Here is a 21,644-nt window from a genome sequence, read left to right on the forward strand (position 1 = left end):
AATATTTATTAATATTGGATATGTGGCTAATAGCGCGTGTTTTCAAAACAAAGCCTAAATAAAAACGTTCTTATTTCAAATCTTCAATCCAAAAAGGTTTGATATTTGGGGAAATTTATTTTTCTTTGCACAGATTTATTAAACAATTAAACTATAAAATCATGTCAGATATCGCATCAAGAGTAAAAGCAATTATCGTTGAAAAGTTAGGTGTAGACGAAAACGAAGTAACACCAGAAGCTTCATTCACGAATGATTTAGGTGCAGACTCACTTGATACAGTTGAGTTGATCATGGAATTCGAAAAAGAATTTAACGTAGCTATTCCTGACGACCAAGCTGAAAACATCAGTACTGTAGGTCAAGCTATCTCTTACTTAGAAAAGAACGTTAATAACTAATTTATTAGGCCAAACATATTTAATGGAGCTTAAAAGAGTAGTTGTAACAGGGTTAGGCGCTCTTACACCACTAGGTAATACCGTTCCTGCTTATTGGGACGGGTTGATTAATGGTGTAAGCGGCGCTGCTCCTATTACGCATTTCGATGCATCAAAATTTAAGACCCAATTCGCTTGTGAAGTGAAGGGATTTGATCCACATGACTTTATGGATCGCAAAGAGGCTCGCAAAGTCGATCCTTTTGTACAGTATGCTATCGCTTCTACAGATGAGGCGGTTAAAGATGCTGCACTAGAATTTGATAAATTAGATACCAATCGAATTGGTGTCATTTGGGGGTCTGGGATTGGAGGTTTGAAAACATTTCTGGACGAAGTCGTAACCTACGCCAAGGGAGATGGCACGCCGCGATTCAATCCATTCTTTATTCCAAAGATGCTCGTTGATATTGCTCCAGGCCATATTTCTATGCGTCACGGCTTGCGAGGTCCTAATTTCTCTGCCGTTTCAGCTTGTGCTTCTGCTACCAACGCCATGATCGATGCGTTCAATTATATCCGTATGGGTATGGCTGACGTTATTATCACGGGTGGTTCCGAAGCTACAGTTAATGAGGCCGGCATTGGTGGCTTCAACGCGATGCATGCCTTGTCTACCAGGAATGACGATCCGAAAACGGCTTCACGTCCTTTTGATAAAGACCGGGATGGCTTCGTTTCGGGAGAAGGCTCAGGAGCGATCATTCTGGAAAGTTTAGAACATGCTTTAGCTCGTGGAGCAAAGATTTATGCTGAAGTGGCCGGCGGAGGAATGAGCGCAGATGCTTACCATATTACCGCCTCACATCCAGAAGGATTGGGTGCGAAGTTAGCGATGAGTAAGGCTATCACCGACGCGAACTTTACATTCTCTGATGTGGATTACATCAATGTGCATGGTACCTCAACGCCAGTAGGAGACATCAGCGAAACAAAGGCAATCATTGACCTCTTCGGAGAGCAAGCCTATAAACTGAATATTAGCTCCACGAAGTCGATGACGGGACATTTGCTAGGCGCAGCAGGAGCGATCGAAGCTATTGCTTCTATCCTTTCTGTAAAAAACGATATCGTGCCGCCAACAATTAACCATTTCACCGACGATCCACAAATCGACAATAACCTTAATTTTACATTTAATACAGCTCAAAAGCGTGTAGTAAATGCAGCATTAAGCAACACGTTCGGTTTTGGTGGGCATAATGCTTCCATCATTGTCAAAAAATATCATGCTTAATTTCGTTAAGATGATCATTTAGATACTGTGAAATAGGTAGTTTCGATGAGAGACTACCTATTTCCTATTTTAACTACAGAATGCCTTTTTCAAGGATTTATTATTTATATCTCTCTCCCAACCGAGCTTACATCCGTAAACTTAAGAACGTTCTTGGCTTCGTGCCTGGAAATATAAAGTTATACAAGATGGCATTTCGGCATAAATCTGTCGCGAAAACGATTAAGGACGGGGTAAAGAATAGTAACGAACGTCTTGAGTTTCTTGGCGATGCCGTTTTAGGGTCTGTAGTTGCCGAGCTGCTTTTCAAGCTATATCCTTACAAAGATGAGGGCTTCCTTACGGAACTTCGATCTAAGATCGTAAGCCGTGTCAATTTAAACCAGCTTTCCCGCAAGCTGGGGCTTAACGAGTTTATAGAGTACGATGCCCGAATGATCAGTTATCCAAACAAGCAAAGTTCACTTTTGGGCGATGCGTTTGAGGCGGTTATAGGCGCCGTTTACATGGATAAAGGCTACGCATTTACGCGCGAGTTTTTACTCAACCGCATTATAAAGCCCCATGTCGATATCCATATGCTAGAGGTAACGGAAACGAATTTTAAGAGCAGGCTTATTGAATGGTGCCAGCATTTCGGTAAAGAAATACAATTCGTTCAAGTTGCTAACCCGCCGGGGGATTCCTCCAAGCTATTCCATGTTGAAGTGGTAATCGATGGTGAGACTTGTGGATTCGGTAAGGATTTTAACAAAAAAAGTGCTGAAAAGCTTGCTGCTGAAAAAGCGTGTGAACTGCTTAAAATATTTGAAGTCGAAGAGTTTTCGCGCTAAACTTACCTTTCTCATTTCATTCGTATATATTACCTTTGCCGTATGGCAAATATCAAACCTTCGTTAGCTAAAGGAACGCGCGATTTTTCTCCCCGGGAGATGGAAAAGCGGAACCATATTTTCAACACCTTGAAAGCTGTTTTCAAAAAATTCGGATACAGTGAAATTCAAACTCCTTCATTCGAAAATCTATCTACACTAACCGGTAAATACGGTGAAGAAGGCGATAAGTTGATTTTCAAAATTATAAATTCAGGTGATTACCTTGCCAAAGCGCCAACCGAATTGTTGGACAGCAGGAACGCTAACAGCTTGATCAAGCATATATCAGAGAAGGCCTTGCGCTATGATTTGACCGTACCTTTCGCACGCTACGTGGTGATGCACCAACACGAATTAACGCTTCCTTTTAAACGGTTTCAGATTCAACCGGTGTGGCGTGCCGACCGTCCGCAACGTGGACGTTATCGAGAGTTTTTTCAATGTGACGTCGATGTGGTTGGATCGCCCTCTTTACTTAACGAAGCGGAATTTGTATTAATTTATAATGAAGCACTTTCCGCTTTAGGTTTGCAAGACTTCACGATTAAGATCAATAATCGGAAAATTCTGTCGGGTATTGCCGAAGTAATTGGTAAACCGTCGCTGATCGTAGATATGACCGTGGCTATTGATAAGCTTGATAAAATAGGCTTAGATGGCGTGAATAAAGAGCTTTTGGAACGTGGTTTTACTAACGAGGATTTGGATGTACTTAAACCGATAATTCTACTAGAAGGTAATAATGTGCAGAAGCTCGCTGCGCTAAAATCTGTCCTGCAATCGTCGAGTCAAGGATTGGCAGGCATTGCCGAGATAGAAGAGGTTTTTGCGTACTTGGAGTCGTTTGGCGCCACAGATTTGTTGCGTAGCCGAGTGGAAGTGGATATCACGCTGGCTCGGGGGCTGAATTACTACACCGGTTGTATTTTCGAGGTAAAAACCAACGAGGTGGCGATGGGTAGCATTGGTGGCGGCGGCCGTTATGATGATTTGACAGGCATGTTTGGATGGAAAGATTTAACGGGTGTGGGCGTTTCTTTTGGTGCCGATCGAATTTACGATGTGCTAGAAGAATTGAACCTGTTCCCTTCATCCGCTGATTTATCCACGGCAATCCTCATTATAAACTTTGATAAAAATATAGAGAAATACACGCTTCGTTTGCTGGCGGATTTGCGCGCGCAAGGTATTGCCGCTGAACTCTATCCAACGGCTGTGAAATTAAAAAAGCAGATGAGCTATGCGGATGATAAGCACATTCCCTATGTATTGCTAGTGGGCGATGAAGAAGTGACCTCCGGCGATTTATCGGTAAAAAATATGAAAACCGGCGAACAGGTGAAGATGCGGCTGGAGGAATTAGTGATGTTTCTAAAAAATGAAATCTAAATCGCCCTAGTACGATGGATAAAAGCGTTATCCGAGAAACATTATTTTGACAAAAAAGCCCTATTTCGTAGCTATATTTTATCTGAAATATCGTTATAAATGATTAGATTTGTGGTCGTATTAGTAAAGAAATTCAATACTTTAAAATGAGTTCAACACCTATAACAAAAGAAACATATCTAGAGTGGTATAAATCTATGCTGCTTATGCGTAAGTTCGAAGAGAAGACAGGACAGCTCTACGGGCAACAAAAAATTCGTGGTTTTTGTCACTTATATATCGGACAAGAGGCTGTCATGGCAGGCACGATGTCTGTTATTGGAGCCGAAGATTCCGTTATTACTGCTTACAGAGATCACGCACATGCATTAGCAAAAGGTGTTTCTGCCAATGCTTGTATGGCTGAGATGTTTGGAAAAATCACAGGCTGTTCAAAAGGTAAGGGTGGCTCGATGCACTTTTTCTCGAAAGAGCATAAAATGATGGGTGGCCACGGTATCGTCGGTGGTCAAATTCCATTGGGCGCCGGAATCGCTTTCGCAGAGAAGTATTTGGGTAATACCAATGTGAACGTTTGTTATATGGGTGATGGAGCTGTGCGTCAAGGTGCATTCAACGAGACCTTGAATATGGCGATGACATGGAAATTGCCAGTTATCTTTGTTTGTGAGAACAACGGATATGCTATGGGTACTTCCGTAGCGCGTACGACAAATATGATGGATATCTATAAAATGGGTCATGGCTTTGATATGCCAAGTGCGCCAGTAGATGGTATGGACGTTGTCGCTGTGCACAATGCAATGGACGAAGCTGTTCAGCGCGCACGTGCAGGTGAGGGGCCTACTTTCCTTGAAATCCGTACTTACCGCTATAAAGGACACTCGATGTCAGATCCGGCAAAATACCGTACAAAGGAAGAATTGGAAGAATTCAAAGGAAGAGATCCTTTATTGTCAACTAAGGCAGCCATCGTAGAAAACAAATATGCAGATGATGCATGGTTTGCAGAAGTAGATGCGGAAATCAAAAAGATCGTTGACGAGTCAGTTAAATTCGCGGAAGAATCAGATTACCCAGATGCTTCTGAGATCTACAAAGACGTCTATGTTCAGGAGGATTATCCATTCATAATGGACTAATTATACGGAATTACTTTAACTTAAAGATATAATCTACTATAACAAATGGCTGAAGTAGTAAGAATGCCGAAAATGAGCGACACCATGACCGAAGGTGTAATCGCTAAATGGCACAAAAAAGTCGGTGATAAGGTAAACTCTGGCGATTTGATCGCTGAAGTTGAAACAGATAAAGCAACAATGGATTTCGAATCTTACCAAGAAGGAACCTTGTTGTATATCGGACCCAAAGAGGGTGAAGCAGTTGCTATTGATGCTGTGATCGCTGTTTTGGGCGAGGAAGGTGAAGACTACCAGGCATTGTTAGACGGAGGAGACGCTCCTGCAGCTAAAGAAGATGCGAAGGAAGAAAAAGCCCCAGAATCAAAAGAAGAGGATACAGATGAAGATGCTGGTTCCGGCGACGAGTCTGTTTCAGCAGAGGATTTAGACTGTACTGTTATCACAATGCCTTTATTAAGTGACACCATGACAGAAGGTGTTATCGCACAATGGAACTTCAAAGTAGGCGATACCATTAAGTCTGATGATGCTATAGCAGATGTGGAAACGGATAAAGCAACCATGGAAGTTACAGCCTATGCAGATGGCACGTTGTTACATATCGGTGTTGAAGCTGGACAGGCAGCAAAAGTGAATGATATTATTGCAATCGTTGGTCCTGAAGGTACAGATGTAACACCTTTGTTAAATCAAAAATCTGGATCCGCTAAGAAGGCGCAAACGGAAACGAAGAGCGAAGATAAACCTGCTGCAAAAGAAGAAAATAAGGCGGAAGCTACGACGACGAGTGAAGATGATGATGCACGTGTAAAAGCATCGCCTTTGGCTCGTAAGATCGCCAAAGATAAAGGTATCAATTTGAACGATGTAAAAGGATCTGCTGATGGCGGTCGTATCGTGAAAAAAGATGTTGAAGGCTTTAAACCTGCAGAAAAAGCAGAAGCTCCTAAGGCAGCAGCCACGTCATCTGCACCGGCTACGGAAACAAAATCGATTACTTTACCGCAATATATTGGTGAAGAAAAATATACAGAGCAAGGTATTTCGCAAATGCGTAAAACAATCGCTCGTCGTTTAGGTGAGTCGTTGTTCACAGCGCCACATTTCTACCTAACGATTTCTATCGATATGGATAATGCTATGGAGGCTCGCGGACAAATCAATACCGTGGCTCCTGTGAAAGTATCTTTCAACGATATCGTCATCAAAGCTGTTGCCGTAGCATTGAAGCAACACCCTGCTGTAAACTCATCGTGGAGAGGTGATAAAATTCGATTCAACGAGCATGTGAACGTAGGTGTGGCTATGGCTGTAGAAGATGGTTTGCTAGTGCCTGTCGTTCGCTTCGCAGATGGTAAATCATTATCCCACATTTCTGCGGAAGTGAAGGAATATGGTCAAAAAGCAAAAGCGAAGAAATTGCAACCTGCTGATTGGGAAGGGTCGACTTTCACGGTATCTAATCTAGGCATGTTTGGTATTGATGAATTCACCTCAATTATCAACTCACCAGATGGTGCGATTCTATCTGTCGGTGCTATTCAACAAATTCCGGTTGTCAAAAACGGCGCAATTGTTCCGGGTAACATCATGAAATTGACATTAGGTTGCGATCACCGTGTAGTAGATGGTGCTACAGGTGCTGCTTTCCTTCAAACATTGAAAGGTTTGCTAGAAGCTCCGATTCGCTTATTGGCGTAACCTTTAAAACATATTTTTAAAGCACTTTGGATTTCCAAAGTGCTTTTTTATTTTATGTTCAAGTGTTTTTTGCCACTCATGCATAAGACTTCATTCATTCGCCATACCCTATATCAAAATAATTTTTTATTGATTTTTCTGTTAATAAGTGCTATTTTGGAAAAATAGATAGATACATACTACGAACGATATATTCAAAAGATAAATAGTGAGATTGAGATTTTTCGGCGCATTATATTTTGCGACAATAGCGGGTTTGCTAGGCTGTTCCTCGCCAGAAGCAAAACAAAAAGAAATTATACAAAAACAGGGAGAGAAGGATAGTATTTCATTAGTTTACGACCCGACCAAGGCGGATAAGGAAATAGATGCTTTTATGCAAAATCTGCATAAAAAATCAGCCTTTAACGGAGCTGTGTTAGTAGCGAAGAAAGGAAAAATTCTGTATCAAAATACGTTCGGCTGGGCAGACTATCTGTTGAAAGACAGTCTGAATATTCATTCCAAGTTTGAGTTGGCTTCCCTTTCCAAACCGTTAACAGCTATAGGGATATTAAAACTGGTGGAGAATAAGAAGCTTACCTTGGATCAAACGGTGAACGATTTTTTTCCAGATTTTCCGTATCCGGGTGTCACTATGAAGATGTTGCTTTCCCATCGCAGTGGCTTACCCAATTACGTTTATTTTGCGGAGGATGTATGGCCAGATAAGAAGAAGCCTATGAGTAATATGGATGCGATGAGCCTCTTGACGCAGCATAAGCCGGCTCGGTATGGCGCGCCAGACGGACGTTTTCTATACAATAACTCCAACTTTATGGTGCTTGCCTCCATTATTGAAAAAATTACAAGTCAAGATTTCGGCGTGTACATGAAAGAGACGGTATTCGATCCGGCCGGAATGAAACACACCGCGGTATTATCAAAGGCGGTATACGAGAAAATCCCTACAGATGTGATCGGTCACGATAAAGTGTGGAGAAGATCGGTAGTACAAAACTTTTTGGATGGCCCTGTCGGTGATAAAGGTATTTACAGCACCGTGCAGGATTTGTTTCTGTTAGATATTGCACTTAAGGAAGGGCGTGTTTTAGATAAAGCGTTGCTAGACTCTGCATATGTGCCACGTAGCGATGCTAAGCGGAGTTTATTCAGCTACGGGTATGGGTGGCGTACTTTCTCTCCAAAAGAAGCACAAATTGTATACCATACAGGTTGGTGGCATGGATTCAGGAATCTATATGTGCGTGACTTAACGGATGATATCACGATTGTATTGCTTTCAAATATGGCGAATGGTAGCCTCGTGAAGCTAGATGACTTGTATAAGATCTTAAAAATGCCTATTTTGAGACAAAACGCCTACAATGCAAACGGCGATTTTATCGTTAATTAATTCACAGAAGTTATGAAAAGGACACTGATATTAGGAGCCAGCACAAATCCGGCAAGATATTCTTATTTGGTTGCCAATAAGTTGGTCAGGAAGGGACATGAAATTGTAAATATTGGACGTAAAGTAGGGAAGGTTGCCGGCGTAGAAATTGAGGAGATGCAAACCCCATATGATGATATTGATACGATAACGCTATATGTGGGGCCGCAAAATCAACCGCCTTATTACGACTATATTTTGCAGACGAAGCCTAAACGCGTTATTTTTAATCCAGGTACGGAAAATGAAGAGCTGCGTTCAAAGTTAAATGATGCAGGAATTGAAAGCATCGAGGCCTGTACATTAGTAATGTTAAACACAGGGCAGTATTAACGTAAGCATATTAACGCTATATAAAATCACCTTATCGCTATAACGGTTAGGTGATTTTGTATTCTTCCTGAATAGAGATTGTGAAGCGGCAAAATGAAAATCTCTCAATCCCGTAGCGATACCTCCACTGCCAATATAAACTGTATTTCATGAAATAGTTAAAGTTGGAACCCTATCGAATTAATATAACCTGGAAAGCTGTAGAGTCTTTATTATCAAAATTGCTCCACCTAAACAAATTGAAAAATAATCCACTAACTCTTTGATAGTTACAAAAAACTTTTTTACCTTTGCAATCCCTTAGGGGGAATTGTGTCTTGAGCGAAGCCCTACTGCTTCGAAGGACGTTTAATTAATTTATTTATAACATGTCAGGAATTATTGGTAAAAAAGTAGGAATGACCAGCCTGTTCGATGCGGAAGGGAAGAATATCCCTTGTACAGTAATTGAGGCTGGGCCGTGCGTGGTAACGCATATACGTACGGTAGAGAAGGATGGCTATGCGGCTCTTCAACTTGGCTATGATGATGCTAAGGAAAAGAATACGACAGCGCCTTTAAAAGGACACTTCGCGAAAGCGGGCGTGACTCCTAAGCGTAAACTAGTTGAGTTCAAAACTTTCGAGGATGAGAAACAACTAGGTGACATCGTGGATGTAACTATTTTTGCTGAAGGCGAGTACGTAGACGTAGTTGGTACTTCCAAAGGTAAAGGTTTCCAAGGTGTAATGAAGCGTCACGGATTTGGTGGTGTAGGTGGTGCGACTCACGGTCAGCACAACAGACTACGTGCTCCAGGTTCATTGGGTGCTTCTTCTTGGCCTTCACGTGTATTCAAAGGAATGCGCATGGCGGGTCGTACAGGTGGTGAAAGAGTAAAAGTTCAGAATTTACAAATTTTGAAAGTTTACGCGGATCAAAACCTAATTGTTGTTAGTGGTTCCATTCCAGGAGCTAAAGGTTCATATGTAATCGTAGACAAATAGTAGAGATGGAAGTTAACGTATTAAATTTATCAGGTAAAGAAACAGGTGCCAAGGTGCAACTGCCTGAGTCAGTATTCGGTGTAAAGCCTAACGACCATGCGATCTATTTGGATGTGAAACAATACCTAGCGAACCAACGCCAAGGAACTCACAAATCTAAACAACGTAATGAAATCGCGGGTTCTACGCGCAAATTACACAAACAAAAAGGAACAGGTGGGGCTCGTGCGGGTTCTATCAAATCTCCATTGTTTAACGGTGGTGGTCGTGTATTCGGTCCTCAACCGCGTGACTACAGCTTTAAATTGAATAAAAAATTAAAGCAAGTAGCGCGTAAATCAGCATTGAGCTACAAAGCACAAGAAAACAACATTTTAGTGTTGGACGAAGTAAACTTCGAATCCATCAAAACTAAAAACTATGTGTCTTTGATCAACGCGTTGAACGTAGCTGACGAGAAAACATTATTGGTTTTGCCAGCATACGATAACAATGTTTATTTATCAAGCAGAAACTTGAAGAAAGCAAAAGTGATCGCAGCATCAGATTTGAACACTTACGATGTGTTGAACGCTACAAAACTTTTGTTAACTGCAGATTCTGTTAAAACTTTGGAGGAAGCATTCGCTAAGTAATATGGAAATTATTAAAAAACCTATTTTGACTGAGAAAGCTTCGTTGTTAACGGAAAAATTAAACCGTTACTCTTTCAAAGTTGACCACAGAGCTAACAAGATCCAGATCAAACAAGCTGTTGAAGAAATGTTCGGTGTAACTGTATTAGCAGTAAACACGGCGGTTGTAGCTGGTAAAGCAAAAAGCCGTTACACGAAAGCCGGTTTCGTTTCTGGAAGAAGCCCTAAGTATAAAAAAGCCATCATCACGGTGAAAGATGGCGAAACTATTGACTTTTACAGTACACTATAATAAGAAATGGCAGTTAAAAGATTCAAACCGGTTACCCCTGGTACGCGTTTCAGAGTAGGTGCAGACTATTCTGATGTTACTACAAACGTCCCTGAAAAGTCGTTAGTAGTAGGAAGCAATAAAAGATCAGGCGGACGTAATAAATCCGGTAAAATGACTATGCGTTACATCGGTGGGGGACACAAAAAATCATACCGATTGATTGATTTTAAACGCGATAAAAAAGATGTCCCTGCAAAAGTTGCTACTATCGAGTATGATCCAAATCGTACTGCACGTATTGCTTTGTTGCACTACGCAGATGGTGAGAAACGTTACATTGTTGCTCCAGCTGGCTTAACAGTTGGTCAAACAGTTGTTGCAGGCGAATCAGTAGCCCCAGAAGTTGGTAATACTTTACCATTAGCAAATATTCCTCTTGGTTCGATCATTCACAATATTGAGTTGAATCCGGGTCAAGGTGGATCAATTGCGCGTTCTGCAGGAACATATGCACAGTTGTCTGCTCGTGACGGTAAGTATGCCATCATCAAAATGCCTTCAGGCGAGACTCGTATGATCTTATTAACTTGTGTTGCGACGATTGGTTCAGTATCTAATGCTGAGAAAGCAAACCAAGTGTTAGGTAAAGCAGGTCGTAAGCGCCACTTAGGTCGTCGTCCTCGCGTTCGTGGTGTTGCCATGAACCCTGTCGATCACCCTATGGGTGGTGGTGAAGGCCGTACATCCGGAGGTCACCCTCGCTCACGCACAGGTGTGTTAGCTAAAGGCTTCAAAACACGCTACAAGAAGAAAACATCGAATCGTTACATCATTGAGAGAAGGAAAAAATAATGGCTCGTTCAATTAAAAAAGGTCCTTATATCGATCACAACTTAGAGAGAAAAGTTCTTTCTATGAATGAAACAAACAAAAAATCAGTAATCAAAACTTGGTCACGTAGATCAATGATTTCACCTGATTTTGTTGGCCATACCTTCGCAGTGCACAACGGGAACAAATTTATTCCTGTTTATGTAACGGAGAATATGGTTGGTCACAAGCTTGGTGAATTTGCGCCTACGCGTACATTCAAAGGCCACGCAGAAAAGAAAAAATAATTAGGTAATGGAAGCAACAAAAAAACTTAAGAAATCTGTCCTAATCAGACAGCGCAAAGAGCAGGAAAAAGCTCAAGTAGGAGGAGCTTCTACTGCCAAGTTATTGAACTGCCCTACTTCGCCTCGTAAAATGCGTTTAGTGGTAGATCTTATCCGTGGTGAGAAAGTAGAGACCGCTCTTTACATCTTGAAGCACACAGGTAAAGAAGCAGCTGCTCGTGTTGAAAAATTGTTATTATCAGCAATTAAGAACTGGGAAGCTAGCAACGAAGGTGCATCTTTGGAAAACAGCGCTTTGTTTGTAAAAGAGATATCTGTTGGTGGTGGTCGTCAATTGAAAAGATTGCGTCCAGCTCCTCAAGGTCGTGGATATAGAATTCGTAAACGTTCAAACCACGTAACCTTGGTAGTAGATAGTTTAAACAACGTAAACAACTAATTTAGAATAAGAATGGGACAAAAAGCAAATCCAATAGGTAGCAGATTAGGTATCATCAAAGGATGGGATTCTAACTGGTTCGGAGGCAACAACTATTCTGATAAGTTAGTTGAGGACGAAAAAATCAGGAAATATCTTTCTGTACGTATTGCAAAAGGTGGTGTAGCAAAAGTTGTTATCGAAAGAACGTTAAAGCGTATCACGGTAACTATCCACACTGCACGTCCAGGTATCGTAATCGGTAAAGGTGGTCAAGAAGTTGACAAGATCAAAGAAGAGTTGAAGAAACTGACTAAAAAGGATGTTCAAATCAACATTTTTGAGATCAAACGCCCAGAGCTTGATGCGAAACTGGTAGCAGAAGGTATCGCTAAACAACTAGAGGCACGTATTTCATTCCGTCGTGCGATGAAGACAACTATCGCGTCGACAATGCGTATGGGTGCTGAAGGTATTAAAGTAATGTGTTCTGGTCGTTTGGGTGGTGCTGAAATGGCACGTACTGAGCAGTACAAAGAAGGAAGAACTCCTTTGCACACATTGCGTGCTGATATCGATTATGCACTTGCAGAAGCATTGACCACTTACGGTAAAATCGGTGTTAAAGTTTGGATCTGTAAAGGTGAGGTTTACGGTAAACGTGATCTATCTCCAAACATCGGCCAAACATCAAACACGAAAACACGTGGCGGAAACGAAGCTGGCGGCGAACGTCGTGAGCGTGATAACCGTAAAGGTGGACGTGGCGGAAATAACCGTGGCGGCAACAACAACCGTGGCGGAAATAACCGCGGTGGTGCAAACAGAGGATAATAAGTTTAATAGATTACAACAGATGTTCGCCGTTGAGGTGAATTAAATAAAATACGAACATGTTACAGCCAAAAAGAACAAAGTTCAGAAAGATGCAGAAAGGCCGCATGAAAGGTAACGCTTCTCGTGGAGCGGATTTAGCTTTCGGTTCTTTCGGTATCAAGTCAATGGAGCCAGCATGGATCACGAGTCGCCAGATTGAGGCAGCACGTATCGCCGTAACACGTTATATGAAACGTGAAGGTCAAGTGTGGATCCGTATTTTCCCTGACAAGCCTGTTACCAAGAAGCCTGCAGAGGTACGTATGGGTAAAGGTAAAGGTGCTCCAGAATACTGGGTAGCGGTAGTGCGCCCGGGCCGCATGTTATTTGAAGCAGAAGGTGTGCCTTTGGAAATTGCCAAAGAAGCATTGCGTTTAGCTGCTCAAAAATTGCCGGTTCAAACTAAGTTTGTTATACGTAGAGATTACGTAGAAGCATAAAAATCGTTGGTAATGTCAATAGTTTAGCCTTGTGGCCGTTACCCACAAGGCACTTTATAAACAGAATTGATAACCCAGCATAACACTGAAAGAAAATGAAAAATTCAGAAATCATCGAATTATCACAAGAGGAGCTAACAGCACGTCTTAAAGAAGAGAAAGCTGCCCTCAACAAGTTGAAATTTGCACATGCTGTTTCTGCTGTAGAGAACCCTAATGTCATCAAAGCTGCGCGCAGAAACATCGCGCGTATCGCGACAGAGATTTCTAAGCGTAAAAACGAAGCTAAATCACAAGAAACAGCCTCTGAGGCGTAAAAGCAAGTCGAAATGGAAAGAAAATTAAGAAAAACAAGAATCGGCTTAGTAGTTAGCAACAAGATGGACAAGTCTATCGTAGTAACGGTTGAACGTAAAGTTAAGCACCCTATCTACGGTAAGTTCGTTAAAAAAACTACTAAATTTAAAGCTCATGACGAAACTAATACCTGCGGTATCGGCGATACGGTATTAATCATGGAAACTCGTCCGCTGAGTAAGACAAAGAACTGGAGATTAGTTGAAATTTTAGAAAGAGCTAAATAATGGTACAACAGGAATCAAGATTAAATGTGGCCGACAACTCAGGAGCTAAAGAAGTTTTAGTAATCCGTGTATTGGGCGGTACGCGCAAGCGTTATGCATCTATCGGTGATAAGATTGTTGTTACCGTGAAAAGCGCTATCCCTTCAGGAAACGTAAAAAAAGGATCCGTTTCTAAAGCAGTTGTGGTTCGGACGAAAAAAGAAATCCGTCGTAAAGATGGTTCTTATATTCGTTTCGATGATAACGCAGCAGTATTGTTGAATAATAATGATGAACCACGTGGAACGCGTATTTTCGGGCCAGTAGCTCGTGAGTTACGTGAGAAGCAGTTCATGAAGATTGTATCACTAGCACCGGAGGTTTTATAATTATGGCACAGAAAACAAAAACAACTCACAAAATCAAAATCAAAAAAGGTGATTTAGTGAAAGTTATCGCTGGTAACTCCAAAGGCAAGCAAGGAAAAGTATTGCAAATTTTGGTGGACTCGAATAGAGCTGTCGTAGAAGGCGCTAACATCGTTAAAAAACACACTAAACCTAGCGCAGCTAATCCTAATGGTGGTATCATCGAGAAAGAAGCTGCAATCACGATCTCTAATTTAGCTTTGATCGACCCAAAAACAGGAGAACCTACTCGTGTTGGTCGCCGGGTTAATGCGGATGGTAAAATTGTTCGTTACGCAAAAAAATCAGGGGAGGAAATTAAATAATGACTTACGTACCAAGATTAAAAGCGAAATACGCGGAGGAAATCCGTACAGCGCTTAAAGATAAATTCCAGTATAAAAGCGTTATGCAAGTTCCTAAACTGGAGAAAATTGTAGTATCCCAAGGTGTGGGTGCAGCTACAGCAGACAAAAAGTTGATTGATGCTTCTATCACGGAGCTAACTACAATCACAGGTCAGCAAGCTGTTGCAACCAAGTCCAAAAAAGATATCTCTAACTTCAAATTGCGTAAAGGTATGCCAGTTGGTGCACGTGTTACTTTGCGTGACAACAACATGTATGAGTTCTTAGATCGTTTGATCTCTGTATCGTTGCCTCGTATCCGTGATTTCCGCGGTATCAACGATAAAGGTTTCGACGGAAGAGGTAATTATAACCTTGGTATCACAGAGCAAATCATCTTCCCAGAAATCAACATTGATAAAATCAACAAGATTCAGGGTATGGATATTACTTTTGTAACTTCAGCAGGTAATGACATCGAAGCATTGGAGTTATTGAAACAATTCGGTTTACCGTTCAAAAATCAAAACACAAACAACAATGGCTAAAGAAGGATTAAAAGCACGCGAAGTAAAGCGTCAAAAATTGGTAGCTAAGTTTGCTGAGAAACGTGCCGCTTTAAAAGAGGCAGGTGATTATGCAGCTTTAGATAAATTACCAAAGAATGCTTCACCAGTACGTTTACACAACCGTTGTAAATTGACTGGTCGTCCAAGAGGATATATGCGTCAATTTGGTATTTCACGTGTTACATTTCGTGAGATGGCCTTAGACGGAAAGATCCCGGGAGTGAAAAAAGCTTCTTGGTAATCAGAAAAAAAACTTTTACTTTTGCCCGGATAAACCCGCTGAGGGTTTATCGGGTTTTTTTCGTATTGCAAATTTTATGTACAGACAACAGGTCCGGAAGTTAGGTTAGTTCAGGAAACCATTGTCATAATTTAAATATCTAATGAATACAGATCCAATAGCGGATTACCTTACACGAGTAAGGAATGCCATTAAGGCCAACCACAGGGTTGTTGAAATTCCTGCATCGAACCTTAAAAAAGAGATCACAAAAGTTCTTTTTGACAAAGGTTACATTGCTAACTACAAATTCGAAGAAAATGGTCCACAAGGCACAATCAAAGTTGCTTTGAAATACCATCCAGTTAGCAAAATTCCGGCTATTCGCACATTGACACGTGTGAGTAAACCTGGTTTAAGAAAGTATGCAAGTGTAGGAGACATGCCTCGCGTTTTGAACGGCTTGGGTATTGCTATCTTGTCAACATCTAAGGGTGTTATGACAGATAAAGAAGCCCGCGTACAAAATGTAGGTGGCGAAGTTTTATGTTACGTTTATTAATCTAGGTAAAAAACACAGAAGAAATGTCAAGAATTGGAAAAGCGCCTATCGCTATTCCCTCGGGAGTAACGATTTCTGTATCAGATAAAAATCTGGTTACAGTGAAAGGACCAAAGGGCGAACTAACACAACAAGTAGATCGTGACATTACCATCCAACAGGAAGAAGGTAATGTAGTCGTAACACGTCCTACTGAACAAAAGAAACACAAAGCATTACATGGATTGTACCGCGCCTTGATCAATAACATGGTTGTAGGTGTTACAGAAGGTTACAAAACTACGCAAGAATTAGTGGGTGTGGGTTACCGTGCTTCAAACAACGGTAATACTTTAGAGCTAACCCTAGGTTTCTCTCACCAGATTGTTTTCGTATTGCCAAAGGAAATTACAGTATCAACTACAGCTGAAAAAGGTAAAAACCCTACGATCATTTTGGAATCTGCGGATAAGCAATTGATCGGACAGGTTGCAGCAAAAATCCGTAGCTTCCGTAAGCCAGAGCCATACAAAGGTAAAGGTGTTAAGTTTGCGGGTGAAGTATTGAGAAGAAAAGCAGGTAAATCAGCTAAAAAATAATAACCATGGCAAATAAAACATCTCGCAGAGAGCGAATCAAAAAAGGAATCAGAAAGAACCTTGCTGGATCGGTTGAACGTCCACGGTTATCTGTTTTCAGAAGCAATAAAGGCATCTACGCACAAATTATCGACGATTTAAACGGCAAAACATTAGTTTCTGCATCTTCGAACGCAAAAGATTTTGCAGCATCAGGAACGAAGATTGAGCAGTCTAAAGCCGTTGGTAAATTAGTTGCAGAGAAAGCTGTAGCAGCAGGAATTAGCAAAGTAGTTTTTGACCGTAATGGGTACTTGTACCATGGCCGTGTAAAATCATTGGCTGAAGGTGCTCGCGAGGGCGGTTTAGACTTTTAATCAAGAAAAAACATGGCATTAAGCAATATAAAAAGAGTAAAATCAAGCGAGATTGAATTGAAAGATCGCTTAGTTAGTATTCAACGCGTAGCGAAAGTAACTAAAGGTGGTCGTACCTTCAGCTTCTCCGCTATCGTAGTTGTTGGTGATGAAAATGGTATCGTAGGTTACGGTCTAGGAAAAGCGAAAGAGGTTACAGAAGCGATCACGAAAGGTATCGATGACGCTAAGAAAAACCTAATCAAAGTTCCTATCATCAACGGTACTGTTCCTCACGAGCAGTATGGTAAATATTCTGGCGGACGCGTTTTGGTTCAACCAGCTGTCCATGGTACAGGTGTACTTGCAGGTGGCGCAATGCGTGCTGTCCTAGAAAGTGCTGGTATCAAAGACGTATTAGCGAAATCTTTAGGTTCATCCAATCCACACAACGTTGTGAAAGCTACGATTGATGCATTGGGCAGCCTTCGTGATGCTTATACAGTTGCACAGAACCGCGGCGTCGATTTAAACAAAGTATTTAACGGTTAATTATCATGGCAAAAATTAAAATCACCCAGATAAAGAGCGTTATCGACAGAAGCGAGCGCCAAAAGAAAACTATCGAAGCATTGGGATTGAAAAAGATCAATCATTCGGTAGAGATTGAAGCTACTCCAGCCATCATTGGTATGGTTAGAAAAGTGAACCACTTAGTAGCTATCGAAACTATCTAATACGATATGGAAAGTGTCTGACGATGCTTTCCATATCCGTTTTATATTTCTATTTTTAATCGTTACGACCTGTTTAGTGAGAGCGAAGGCGTAACACAATCTTAAACAAAATGAATTTAAGTAATTTAAGACCAGCTAAAGGTTCCGTAAAAAGCAAAAAACGTATCGGTAGGGGTCAAGGTTCTGGCCGTGGTGGTACATCTACTCGTGGTCACAAAGGAGCTGGTTCACGTTCAGGTACATCGACGAAAATTGGTTTCGAAGGTGGTCAAATGCCTTTGCAACGTCGTGTGCCTAAATTTGGTTTCAAAAATATCAACCGTGTAGAATACGTAGGTGTAAACTTAGATGTTCTTCAAGCATTGGTAGAGAAATTCAATTTGACAGTCGTCGATTTCGAGGCATTACGTACGCATGGCCTAGCTTCTAAAAATGACTTGATCAAGATTTTAGGTCGTGGCGAGTTTACAGCCAAAGTTGAAGTAAGCGCACACGCGTTTTCTGCTTCAGCACAAAAAGCTATAGAAGCTGCAGGTGGTTCTATCGTAAAACTTTAATACTACATGAAGAAACTAATCACAACCTTAACCAATATTTGGAAAATCGAAGATTTACGTAATCGTATTATTACGACTTTACTACTTCTTCTAATCTATCGTATCGGTTGTCACGTGGTTTTACCAGGTGTCAATCCCGATGCATTAGGCGCTAAGGGTAACGATGGTAATAGCATATTAGATTTGATCAATATGTTTGCCGGAGGATCGTTCTCGCGCTCGGCAATATTTGCTTTGGGCGTGATGCCTTACATCTCTGCGTCTATCGTTGTTCAGTTATTGGGGATTGCGGTTCCTGCGTTTCAAAAGATGCAAAAAGAAGGTGAATCTGGTCGTAAAAAAATGAACCAGATTACGCGTTACCTAACATTGGCCATCACGTTGGTTCAAGCTGTTGCTTATGTCAAGACACAAGTTCCGGCGGAAGCTAAGACGCTTGCTGAGCCTTTGTTTACCGTTCTTTCTGCTATTGTTTTGACTGCAGGTACTTTGTTTGTGATGTGGCTCGGTGAAAAAATTACGGATAAAGGAATCGGGAATGGTATTTCGTTGATCATCATGGCGGGTATCATCGCGCAATTGCCAGCCGGCATTGTTGCCGAATGGGGATCGCGGATGAGTCCTAGCGGTGGCGGTCCGATTCCATTGCTTTTGGAATTCGTGGCGTTGTTCTTCGTTGTGATTTTTGCAATTCTTGTTGTACAGGGGATTCGTAAAGTACCCGTACAGTATGCAAAGAAAATTGTCGGAAACAAGCAAGTGGGTGGTGTTCGTCAGTACATTCCTTTAAAAGTGAATGCCGCTGGGGTTATGCCAATCATCTTTGCACAAGCGATCATGTTTTTACCAATGGCTTTATCGCAGTTTTTTCCAAATTTACAGTCTGACTTTTTAGCTTCATTAAGTAACTATACATCGGTTGCATATAACGTGACGTTTGCGGTACTTATTATCGCTTTCACGTTCTTTTATACAGCCATAATGGTTAATCCGCAGCAAATGTCTGAGGATATGAAGAAAAACGGCGGTTTTATCCCTGGTATTAAGCCAGGTTACGACACCAATATCTTCATCGATAATGTCATTTCCAGAATTACTTTCCCTGGCGCTATATTTATTGCTATCATCGCAATTATGCCAGCACTAGCGGGTAAGCTTGGTGTGAACAACCAGTTTGCACATTTTTATGGAGGTACCTCATTGTTGATTTTAGTGGGTGTTGTTTTAGATACACTTCAGCAAATCGAAAGTCATTTATTAATGCGTCATTACGATGGCTTGATGAAGACTGGTAGAGTAAAGGGGCGCTCAACAGCGGCTCCGGTTGAAGGAATCGATCAATCAGCAATTTAATAAATGTCTAAAGTTTATTATAAAACAGAAGATCAAATCGAGCAAATACGAGAGTCAGCAAATGTACTCTCGTTATTGCTTGCTGAGATAGCAAAGGAAATAAAGCCAGGCATAACCACCTTATCTTTAGATAAACTAGCTTACGATTACATCCATGATCATGGCGGCACACCTGCGTTTCTAAATTACCACGGCTTTCCTTATTCACTTTGTATTTCCGTAAATGACCAGATCGTCCATGGGTTTCCAAGCGATTATGTGATCAAAGACGGCGATTTAGTGTCGGTGGATGGTGGTGTGAATCTTAACGGATTTATCAGCGATTCAGCATACACGTTCGGTGTGGGTGAAATTTCCGCCGAAGCGCAACAGCTTTTGGACGTGACTAAAGCTTCTTTATTTAAAGGAGTGGAGCAAGCTGTCGCCGGCAAGCGTGTTGGCGATATATCGTCTGCCGTTCAGGAGCACGTTGCACCGTTCAACTACGGTATCGTTCGGGAATTGGTAGGACACGGTGTCGGTTTACATTTACATGAGAAGCCGGAGGTTCCGAACTACGGGAAACGTGGTGCAGGTCCAAAACTGGAGACAGGTTTGGTCATCTGTATCGAGCCTATGATCAATGCCGGAAAAGCGGGAGTGAAATTTTGGGATGATGGTTGGACGGTGAGTACGATTGATGGCAAGCTGTCAGCGCATTTTGAGCAGATGGTTGCTATTCGTAAAGGCGAGCCGGATGTGTTGCTTACGTTCGAGCATGTCGAGAAAGTTTTGGATAAAAAGTAATTGGTTTTCAATATTTTTATTTATCTTTGCACTCCTGTTTGTGCAGGCTAAAATGTAAATTAAGTTAGAGCATATGGCTAAACAAGCCTCAATAGAACAAGACGGTATAATTAGGGAAGCACTTTCTAACGCCATGTTTCGGGTAGAATTGGAGAATGGGCACGAGATTATCGCGCATATTTCCGGTAAGATGCGCATGCATTACATCAAAATTCTTCCTGGTGATAAGGTGAAGTTGGAGATGTCTCCATACGATTTAACAAAGGGGCGAATTACATACCGTTATAAATAGGCGGCTTGTCTTTTTCTCTATTCACAGCTTTTAAAATATTAATACAATGAAAGTTAGAGCATCTATAAAAAAACGTAGCGCGGATTGTAAGATCATTCGTCGCAAAGGTAAAGTTTTTGTAATCAACAAAAAGAACCCTAAGTTCAAGCAACGTCAGGGCTAATTAAGAATCAAATAAACGCATAAAGTATACTATGGCAAGGATATCAGGTATAGATTTACCTAAAAACAAAAGAGGCGTTATTGGCCTTACCTACATATTCGGTATCGGTCGTTCTACTGCTGCTTATATCTTGGAAAAAGCAGGTATCAGTGAAGACGTAAAGGTTTCGGAATGGAACGATGATCAATTAGCAGCTATTCGTACCATCATTAACGAAGAAGTTAAGGTTGAAGGCGCATTGCGTTCAGAAGTTCAATTGAACATCAAGCGTTTAATGGATATTGGATGTTACCGTGGTCTACGTCACCGTAAGCATTTACCAGTTCGTGGTCAACGCACTAAAAACAATACGCGTACTCGTAAAGGTAAACGTAAAACAGTTGCAAACAAGAAAAAAGCTACTAAATAATAAATAAGAAATGGCTAAGAGTAAAAAGGTTACTAAAAAGCGTATCGTCGTTATCGAGCCTGTTGGTCAAGCTCATATCAACGCTACCTTTAACAACATCATCATCACGTTGACAAACAATCAAGGACAAACAATTTCTTGGTCTTCAGCTGGTAAAATGGGCTTCAGAGGTTCTAAAAAGAACACACCATATGCAGCAGGTCAAGCCGCTAACGATTGTGGTAAAGTTGCTCATGATTTGGGTTTGCGTAAAGTTGAGGTTTTTGTAAAAGGTCCGGGCGCTGGACGTGAGTCAGCTATCCGTACGTTACAAACTGTTGGAATCGATGTGACTACCATTAAAGATATCACTCCACTTCCACACAACGGTTGTCGTCCTCCAAAACGCAGAAGAGTTTAATTAGTTTATTGTTTAAGATAAGATTCTCCAGCTATAGGCTGACAGATACTTCAAACAGAAAGAA

The 21,644-nt window shown here is 41.3% G+C and carries 34 protein-coding genes; all 34 read left to right on the top strand.

Annotated features, from left to right (window positions below; all coding sequences use genetic code 11):
- The first annotated feature begins 161 nt into the window (after positions 1-161).
- The 34 genes from DI53_RS10670 to rpsK all read left to right on the top strand — a co-directional run bounded on the left by DI53_RS10670 (position 162) and on the right by rpsK (position 21,580).
- Positions 162-401, top strand: coding sequence for an acyl carrier protein (locus DI53_RS10670; RefSeq protein WP_037498900.1), 240 nt, complete (start codon positions 162-164; stop codon positions 399-401).
- A 22-nt stretch (positions 402-423) separates the two neighbouring features.
- Positions 424-1,677, top strand: a complete 1,254-nt coding sequence (gene fabF / locus DI53_RS10675; RefSeq protein ID WP_037498903.1) for a beta-ketoacyl-ACP synthase II — start codon at positions 424-426, stop codon at positions 1,675-1,677.
- Positions 1,678-1,757: 80 nt separating this feature from the next.
- A complete protein-coding gene (gene rnc, locus DI53_RS10680; RefSeq protein WP_193790645.1) occupies positions 1,758-2,510 on the top strand; it encodes a ribonuclease III in 753 nt (250 codons plus the stop codon).
- Between the two features lie 42 nt (positions 2,511-2,552).
- Entirely contained in the window at positions 2,553-3,941 is a 1,389-nt protein-coding gene (gene hisS / locus DI53_RS10685) for a histidine--tRNA ligase (protein WP_037498906.1), read from the top strand.
- Between the two features lie 146 nt (positions 3,942-4,087).
- A complete protein-coding gene (pdhA, locus tag DI53_RS10690) occupies positions 4,088-5,083 on the top strand; it encodes a pyruvate dehydrogenase (acetyl-transferring) E1 component subunit alpha (RefSeq protein WP_037498909.1) in 996 nt (331 codons plus the stop codon).
- Positions 5,084-5,128: 45 nt separating this feature from the next.
- Positions 5,129-6,787: a pyruvate dehydrogenase complex dihydrolipoamide acetyltransferase gene (locus DI53_RS10695; protein WP_037498911.1), complete on the top strand. Its 1,659-nt coding sequence runs from the start codon at positions 5,129-5,131 to the stop codon at positions 6,785-6,787.
- Positions 6,788-6,995: 208 nt separating this feature from the next.
- Positions 6,996-8,183 carry a serine hydrolase domain-containing protein gene (locus DI53_RS10700; protein ID WP_052072342.1) on the top strand — a complete coding sequence of 396 codons (1,188 nt, stop codon included), beginning with the start codon at positions 6,996-6,998 and terminating at the stop codon, positions 8,181-8,183.
- A 12-nt stretch (positions 8,184-8,195) separates the two neighbouring features.
- Entirely contained in the window at positions 8,196-8,555 is a 360-nt protein-coding gene (locus tag DI53_RS10705) for a CoA-binding protein (RefSeq protein ID WP_037498917.1), read from the top strand.
- A 368-nt stretch (positions 8,556-8,923) separates the two neighbouring features.
- Positions 8,924-9,541, top strand: coding sequence for a 50S ribosomal protein L3 (gene rplC / locus DI53_RS10710; protein ID WP_037498919.1), 618 nt, complete (start codon positions 8,924-8,926; stop codon positions 9,539-9,541).
- 5 nt (positions 9,542-9,546) lie between these two features.
- Complete coding sequence (rplD, locus tag DI53_RS10715; protein WP_037498922.1) at positions 9,547-10,176, top strand: 50S ribosomal protein L4; 630 nt, start codon at positions 9,547-9,549, stop codon at positions 10,174-10,176.
- A 1-nt stretch (position 10,177) separates the two neighbouring features.
- Complete coding sequence (rplW, locus tag DI53_RS10720; protein ID WP_037498924.1) at positions 10,178-10,468, top strand: 50S ribosomal protein L23; 291 nt, start codon at positions 10,178-10,180, stop codon at positions 10,466-10,468.
- A gap of 6 nt (positions 10,469-10,474) precedes the next feature.
- Positions 10,475-11,302 carry a 50S ribosomal protein L2 gene (gene rplB, locus DI53_RS10725; RefSeq protein WP_037498927.1) on the top strand — a complete coding sequence of 276 codons (828 nt, stop codon included), beginning with the start codon at positions 10,475-10,477 and terminating at the stop codon, positions 11,300-11,302.
- On the top strand, positions 11,302-11,568 hold the full coding sequence (gene rpsS, locus DI53_RS10730) for a 30S ribosomal protein S19 (protein WP_037498931.1): 267 nt from the start codon (positions 11,302-11,304) through the stop codon (positions 11,566-11,568). The genes rplB and rpsS overlap by 1 nt, the downstream gene beginning before the upstream one ends.
- A gap of 7 nt (positions 11,569-11,575) precedes the next feature.
- Complete coding sequence (gene rplV / locus DI53_RS10735) at positions 11,576-12,007, top strand: 50S ribosomal protein L22 (protein WP_037498935.1); 432 nt, start codon at positions 11,576-11,578, stop codon at positions 12,005-12,007.
- Between the two features lie 12 nt (positions 12,008-12,019).
- Positions 12,020-12,820 carry a 30S ribosomal protein S3 gene (rpsC, locus tag DI53_RS10740; protein WP_037498938.1) on the top strand — a complete coding sequence of 267 codons (801 nt, stop codon included), beginning with the start codon at positions 12,020-12,022 and terminating at the stop codon, positions 12,818-12,820.
- Positions 12,821-12,879: 59 nt separating this feature from the next.
- On the top strand, positions 12,880-13,302 hold the full coding sequence (gene rplP / locus DI53_RS10745; protein ID WP_037498941.1) for a 50S ribosomal protein L16: 423 nt from the start codon (positions 12,880-12,882) through the stop codon (positions 13,300-13,302).
- 95 nt (positions 13,303-13,397) lie between these two features.
- Complete coding sequence (rpmC, locus tag DI53_RS10750) at positions 13,398-13,619, top strand: 50S ribosomal protein L29 (RefSeq protein WP_037498944.1); 222 nt, start codon at positions 13,398-13,400, stop codon at positions 13,617-13,619.
- A 12-nt stretch (positions 13,620-13,631) separates the two neighbouring features.
- The gene (rpsQ, locus tag DI53_RS10755; RefSeq protein ID WP_037498947.1) at positions 13,632-13,886 is read left to right on the top strand and encodes a 30S ribosomal protein S17; all 255 of its coding nucleotides are present in this window, start codon (positions 13,632-13,634) and stop codon (positions 13,884-13,886) included.
- The gene (gene rplN / locus DI53_RS10760; protein ID WP_037498951.1) at positions 13,886-14,254 is read left to right on the top strand and encodes a 50S ribosomal protein L14; all 369 of its coding nucleotides are present in this window, start codon (positions 13,886-13,888) and stop codon (positions 14,252-14,254) included. The genes rpsQ and rplN overlap by 1 nt, the downstream gene beginning before the upstream one ends.
- Before the next feature lie 2 nt (positions 14,255-14,256).
- Positions 14,257-14,598, top strand: coding sequence for a 50S ribosomal protein L24 (gene rplX, locus DI53_RS10765; RefSeq protein ID WP_037498954.1), 342 nt, complete (start codon positions 14,257-14,259; stop codon positions 14,596-14,598).
- The gene (gene rplE / locus DI53_RS10770) at positions 14,598-15,167 is read left to right on the top strand and encodes a 50S ribosomal protein L5 (protein ID WP_037498956.1); all 570 of its coding nucleotides are present in this window, start codon (positions 14,598-14,600) and stop codon (positions 15,165-15,167) included. Before rplX ends, rplE begins: the two co-directional genes overlap by 1 nt.
- Positions 15,160-15,429 carry a 30S ribosomal protein S14 gene (gene rpsN / locus DI53_RS10775; protein WP_037498958.1) on the top strand — a complete coding sequence of 90 codons (270 nt, stop codon included), beginning with the start codon at positions 15,160-15,162 and terminating at the stop codon, positions 15,427-15,429. The genes rplE and rpsN overlap by 8 nt, the downstream gene beginning before the upstream one ends.
- 142 nt (positions 15,430-15,571) lie before the next feature.
- Positions 15,572-15,970 carry a 30S ribosomal protein S8 gene (gene rpsH / locus DI53_RS10780; protein WP_037498961.1) on the top strand — a complete coding sequence of 133 codons (399 nt, stop codon included), beginning with the start codon at positions 15,572-15,574 and terminating at the stop codon, positions 15,968-15,970.
- Positions 15,971-15,993: 23 nt separating this feature from the next.
- Positions 15,994-16,548 (top strand): 50S ribosomal protein L6, encoded by a 555-nt coding sequence (rplF, locus tag DI53_RS10785; RefSeq protein WP_037498965.1) that lies wholly within the window; start codon positions 15,994-15,996, stop codon positions 16,546-16,548.
- A 5-nt stretch (positions 16,549-16,553) separates the two neighbouring features.
- Positions 16,554-16,904: a 50S ribosomal protein L18 gene (gene rplR, locus DI53_RS10790; protein ID WP_037498968.1), complete on the top strand. Its 351-nt coding sequence runs from the start codon at positions 16,554-16,556 to the stop codon at positions 16,902-16,904.
- A gap of 12 nt (positions 16,905-16,916) precedes the next feature.
- A complete protein-coding gene (gene rpsE, locus DI53_RS10795; RefSeq protein ID WP_037498970.1) occupies positions 16,917-17,435 on the top strand; it encodes a 30S ribosomal protein S5 in 519 nt (172 codons plus the stop codon).
- A 5-nt stretch (positions 17,436-17,440) separates the two neighbouring features.
- A complete protein-coding gene (gene rpmD, locus DI53_RS10800; RefSeq protein WP_037498972.1) occupies positions 17,441-17,620 on the top strand; it encodes a 50S ribosomal protein L30 in 180 nt (59 codons plus the stop codon).
- A 110-nt stretch (positions 17,621-17,730) separates the two neighbouring features.
- The gene (gene rplO, locus DI53_RS10805) at positions 17,731-18,177 is read left to right on the top strand and encodes a 50S ribosomal protein L15 (protein ID WP_037498974.1); all 447 of its coding nucleotides are present in this window, start codon (positions 17,731-17,733) and stop codon (positions 18,175-18,177) included.
- Between the two features lie 6 nt (positions 18,178-18,183).
- Positions 18,184-19,530, top strand: a complete 1,347-nt coding sequence (secY, locus tag DI53_RS10810) for a preprotein translocase subunit SecY (RefSeq protein WP_037498976.1) — start codon at positions 18,184-18,186, stop codon at positions 19,528-19,530.
- Positions 19,531-19,533: 3 nt separating this feature from the next.
- A complete protein-coding gene (gene map, locus DI53_RS10815) occupies positions 19,534-20,316 on the top strand; it encodes a type I methionyl aminopeptidase (RefSeq protein WP_037498978.1) in 783 nt (260 codons plus the stop codon).
- A gap of 73 nt (positions 20,317-20,389) precedes the next feature.
- On the top strand, positions 20,390-20,608 hold the full coding sequence (gene infA, locus DI53_RS10820) for a translation initiation factor IF-1 (protein ID WP_002997456.1): 219 nt from the start codon (positions 20,390-20,392) through the stop codon (positions 20,606-20,608).
- 46 nt (positions 20,609-20,654) lie between these two features.
- Positions 20,655-20,771, top strand: coding sequence for a type B 50S ribosomal protein L36 (gene ykgO, locus DI53_RS19855; RefSeq protein ID WP_013665024.1), 117 nt, complete (start codon positions 20,655-20,657; stop codon positions 20,769-20,771).
- Between the two features lie 31 nt (positions 20,772-20,802).
- Positions 20,803-21,180 carry a 30S ribosomal protein S13 gene (gene rpsM / locus DI53_RS10825; RefSeq protein WP_037498980.1) on the top strand — a complete coding sequence of 126 codons (378 nt, stop codon included), beginning with the start codon at positions 20,803-20,805 and terminating at the stop codon, positions 21,178-21,180.
- Between the two features lie 10 nt (positions 21,181-21,190).
- Positions 21,191-21,580 carry a 30S ribosomal protein S11 gene (gene rpsK / locus DI53_RS10830; protein ID WP_037498983.1) on the top strand — a complete coding sequence of 130 codons (390 nt, stop codon included), beginning with the start codon at positions 21,191-21,193 and terminating at the stop codon, positions 21,578-21,580.
- Positions 21,581-21,644: the final 64 nt, after the last annotated feature.

The sequence above is a fragment of the Sphingobacterium deserti genome, from assembly GCF_000757725.1.
Taxonomy (GTDB): Bacteria; Bacteroidota; Bacteroidia; order Sphingobacteriales; family Sphingobacteriaceae; genus Sphingobacterium; species Sphingobacterium deserti.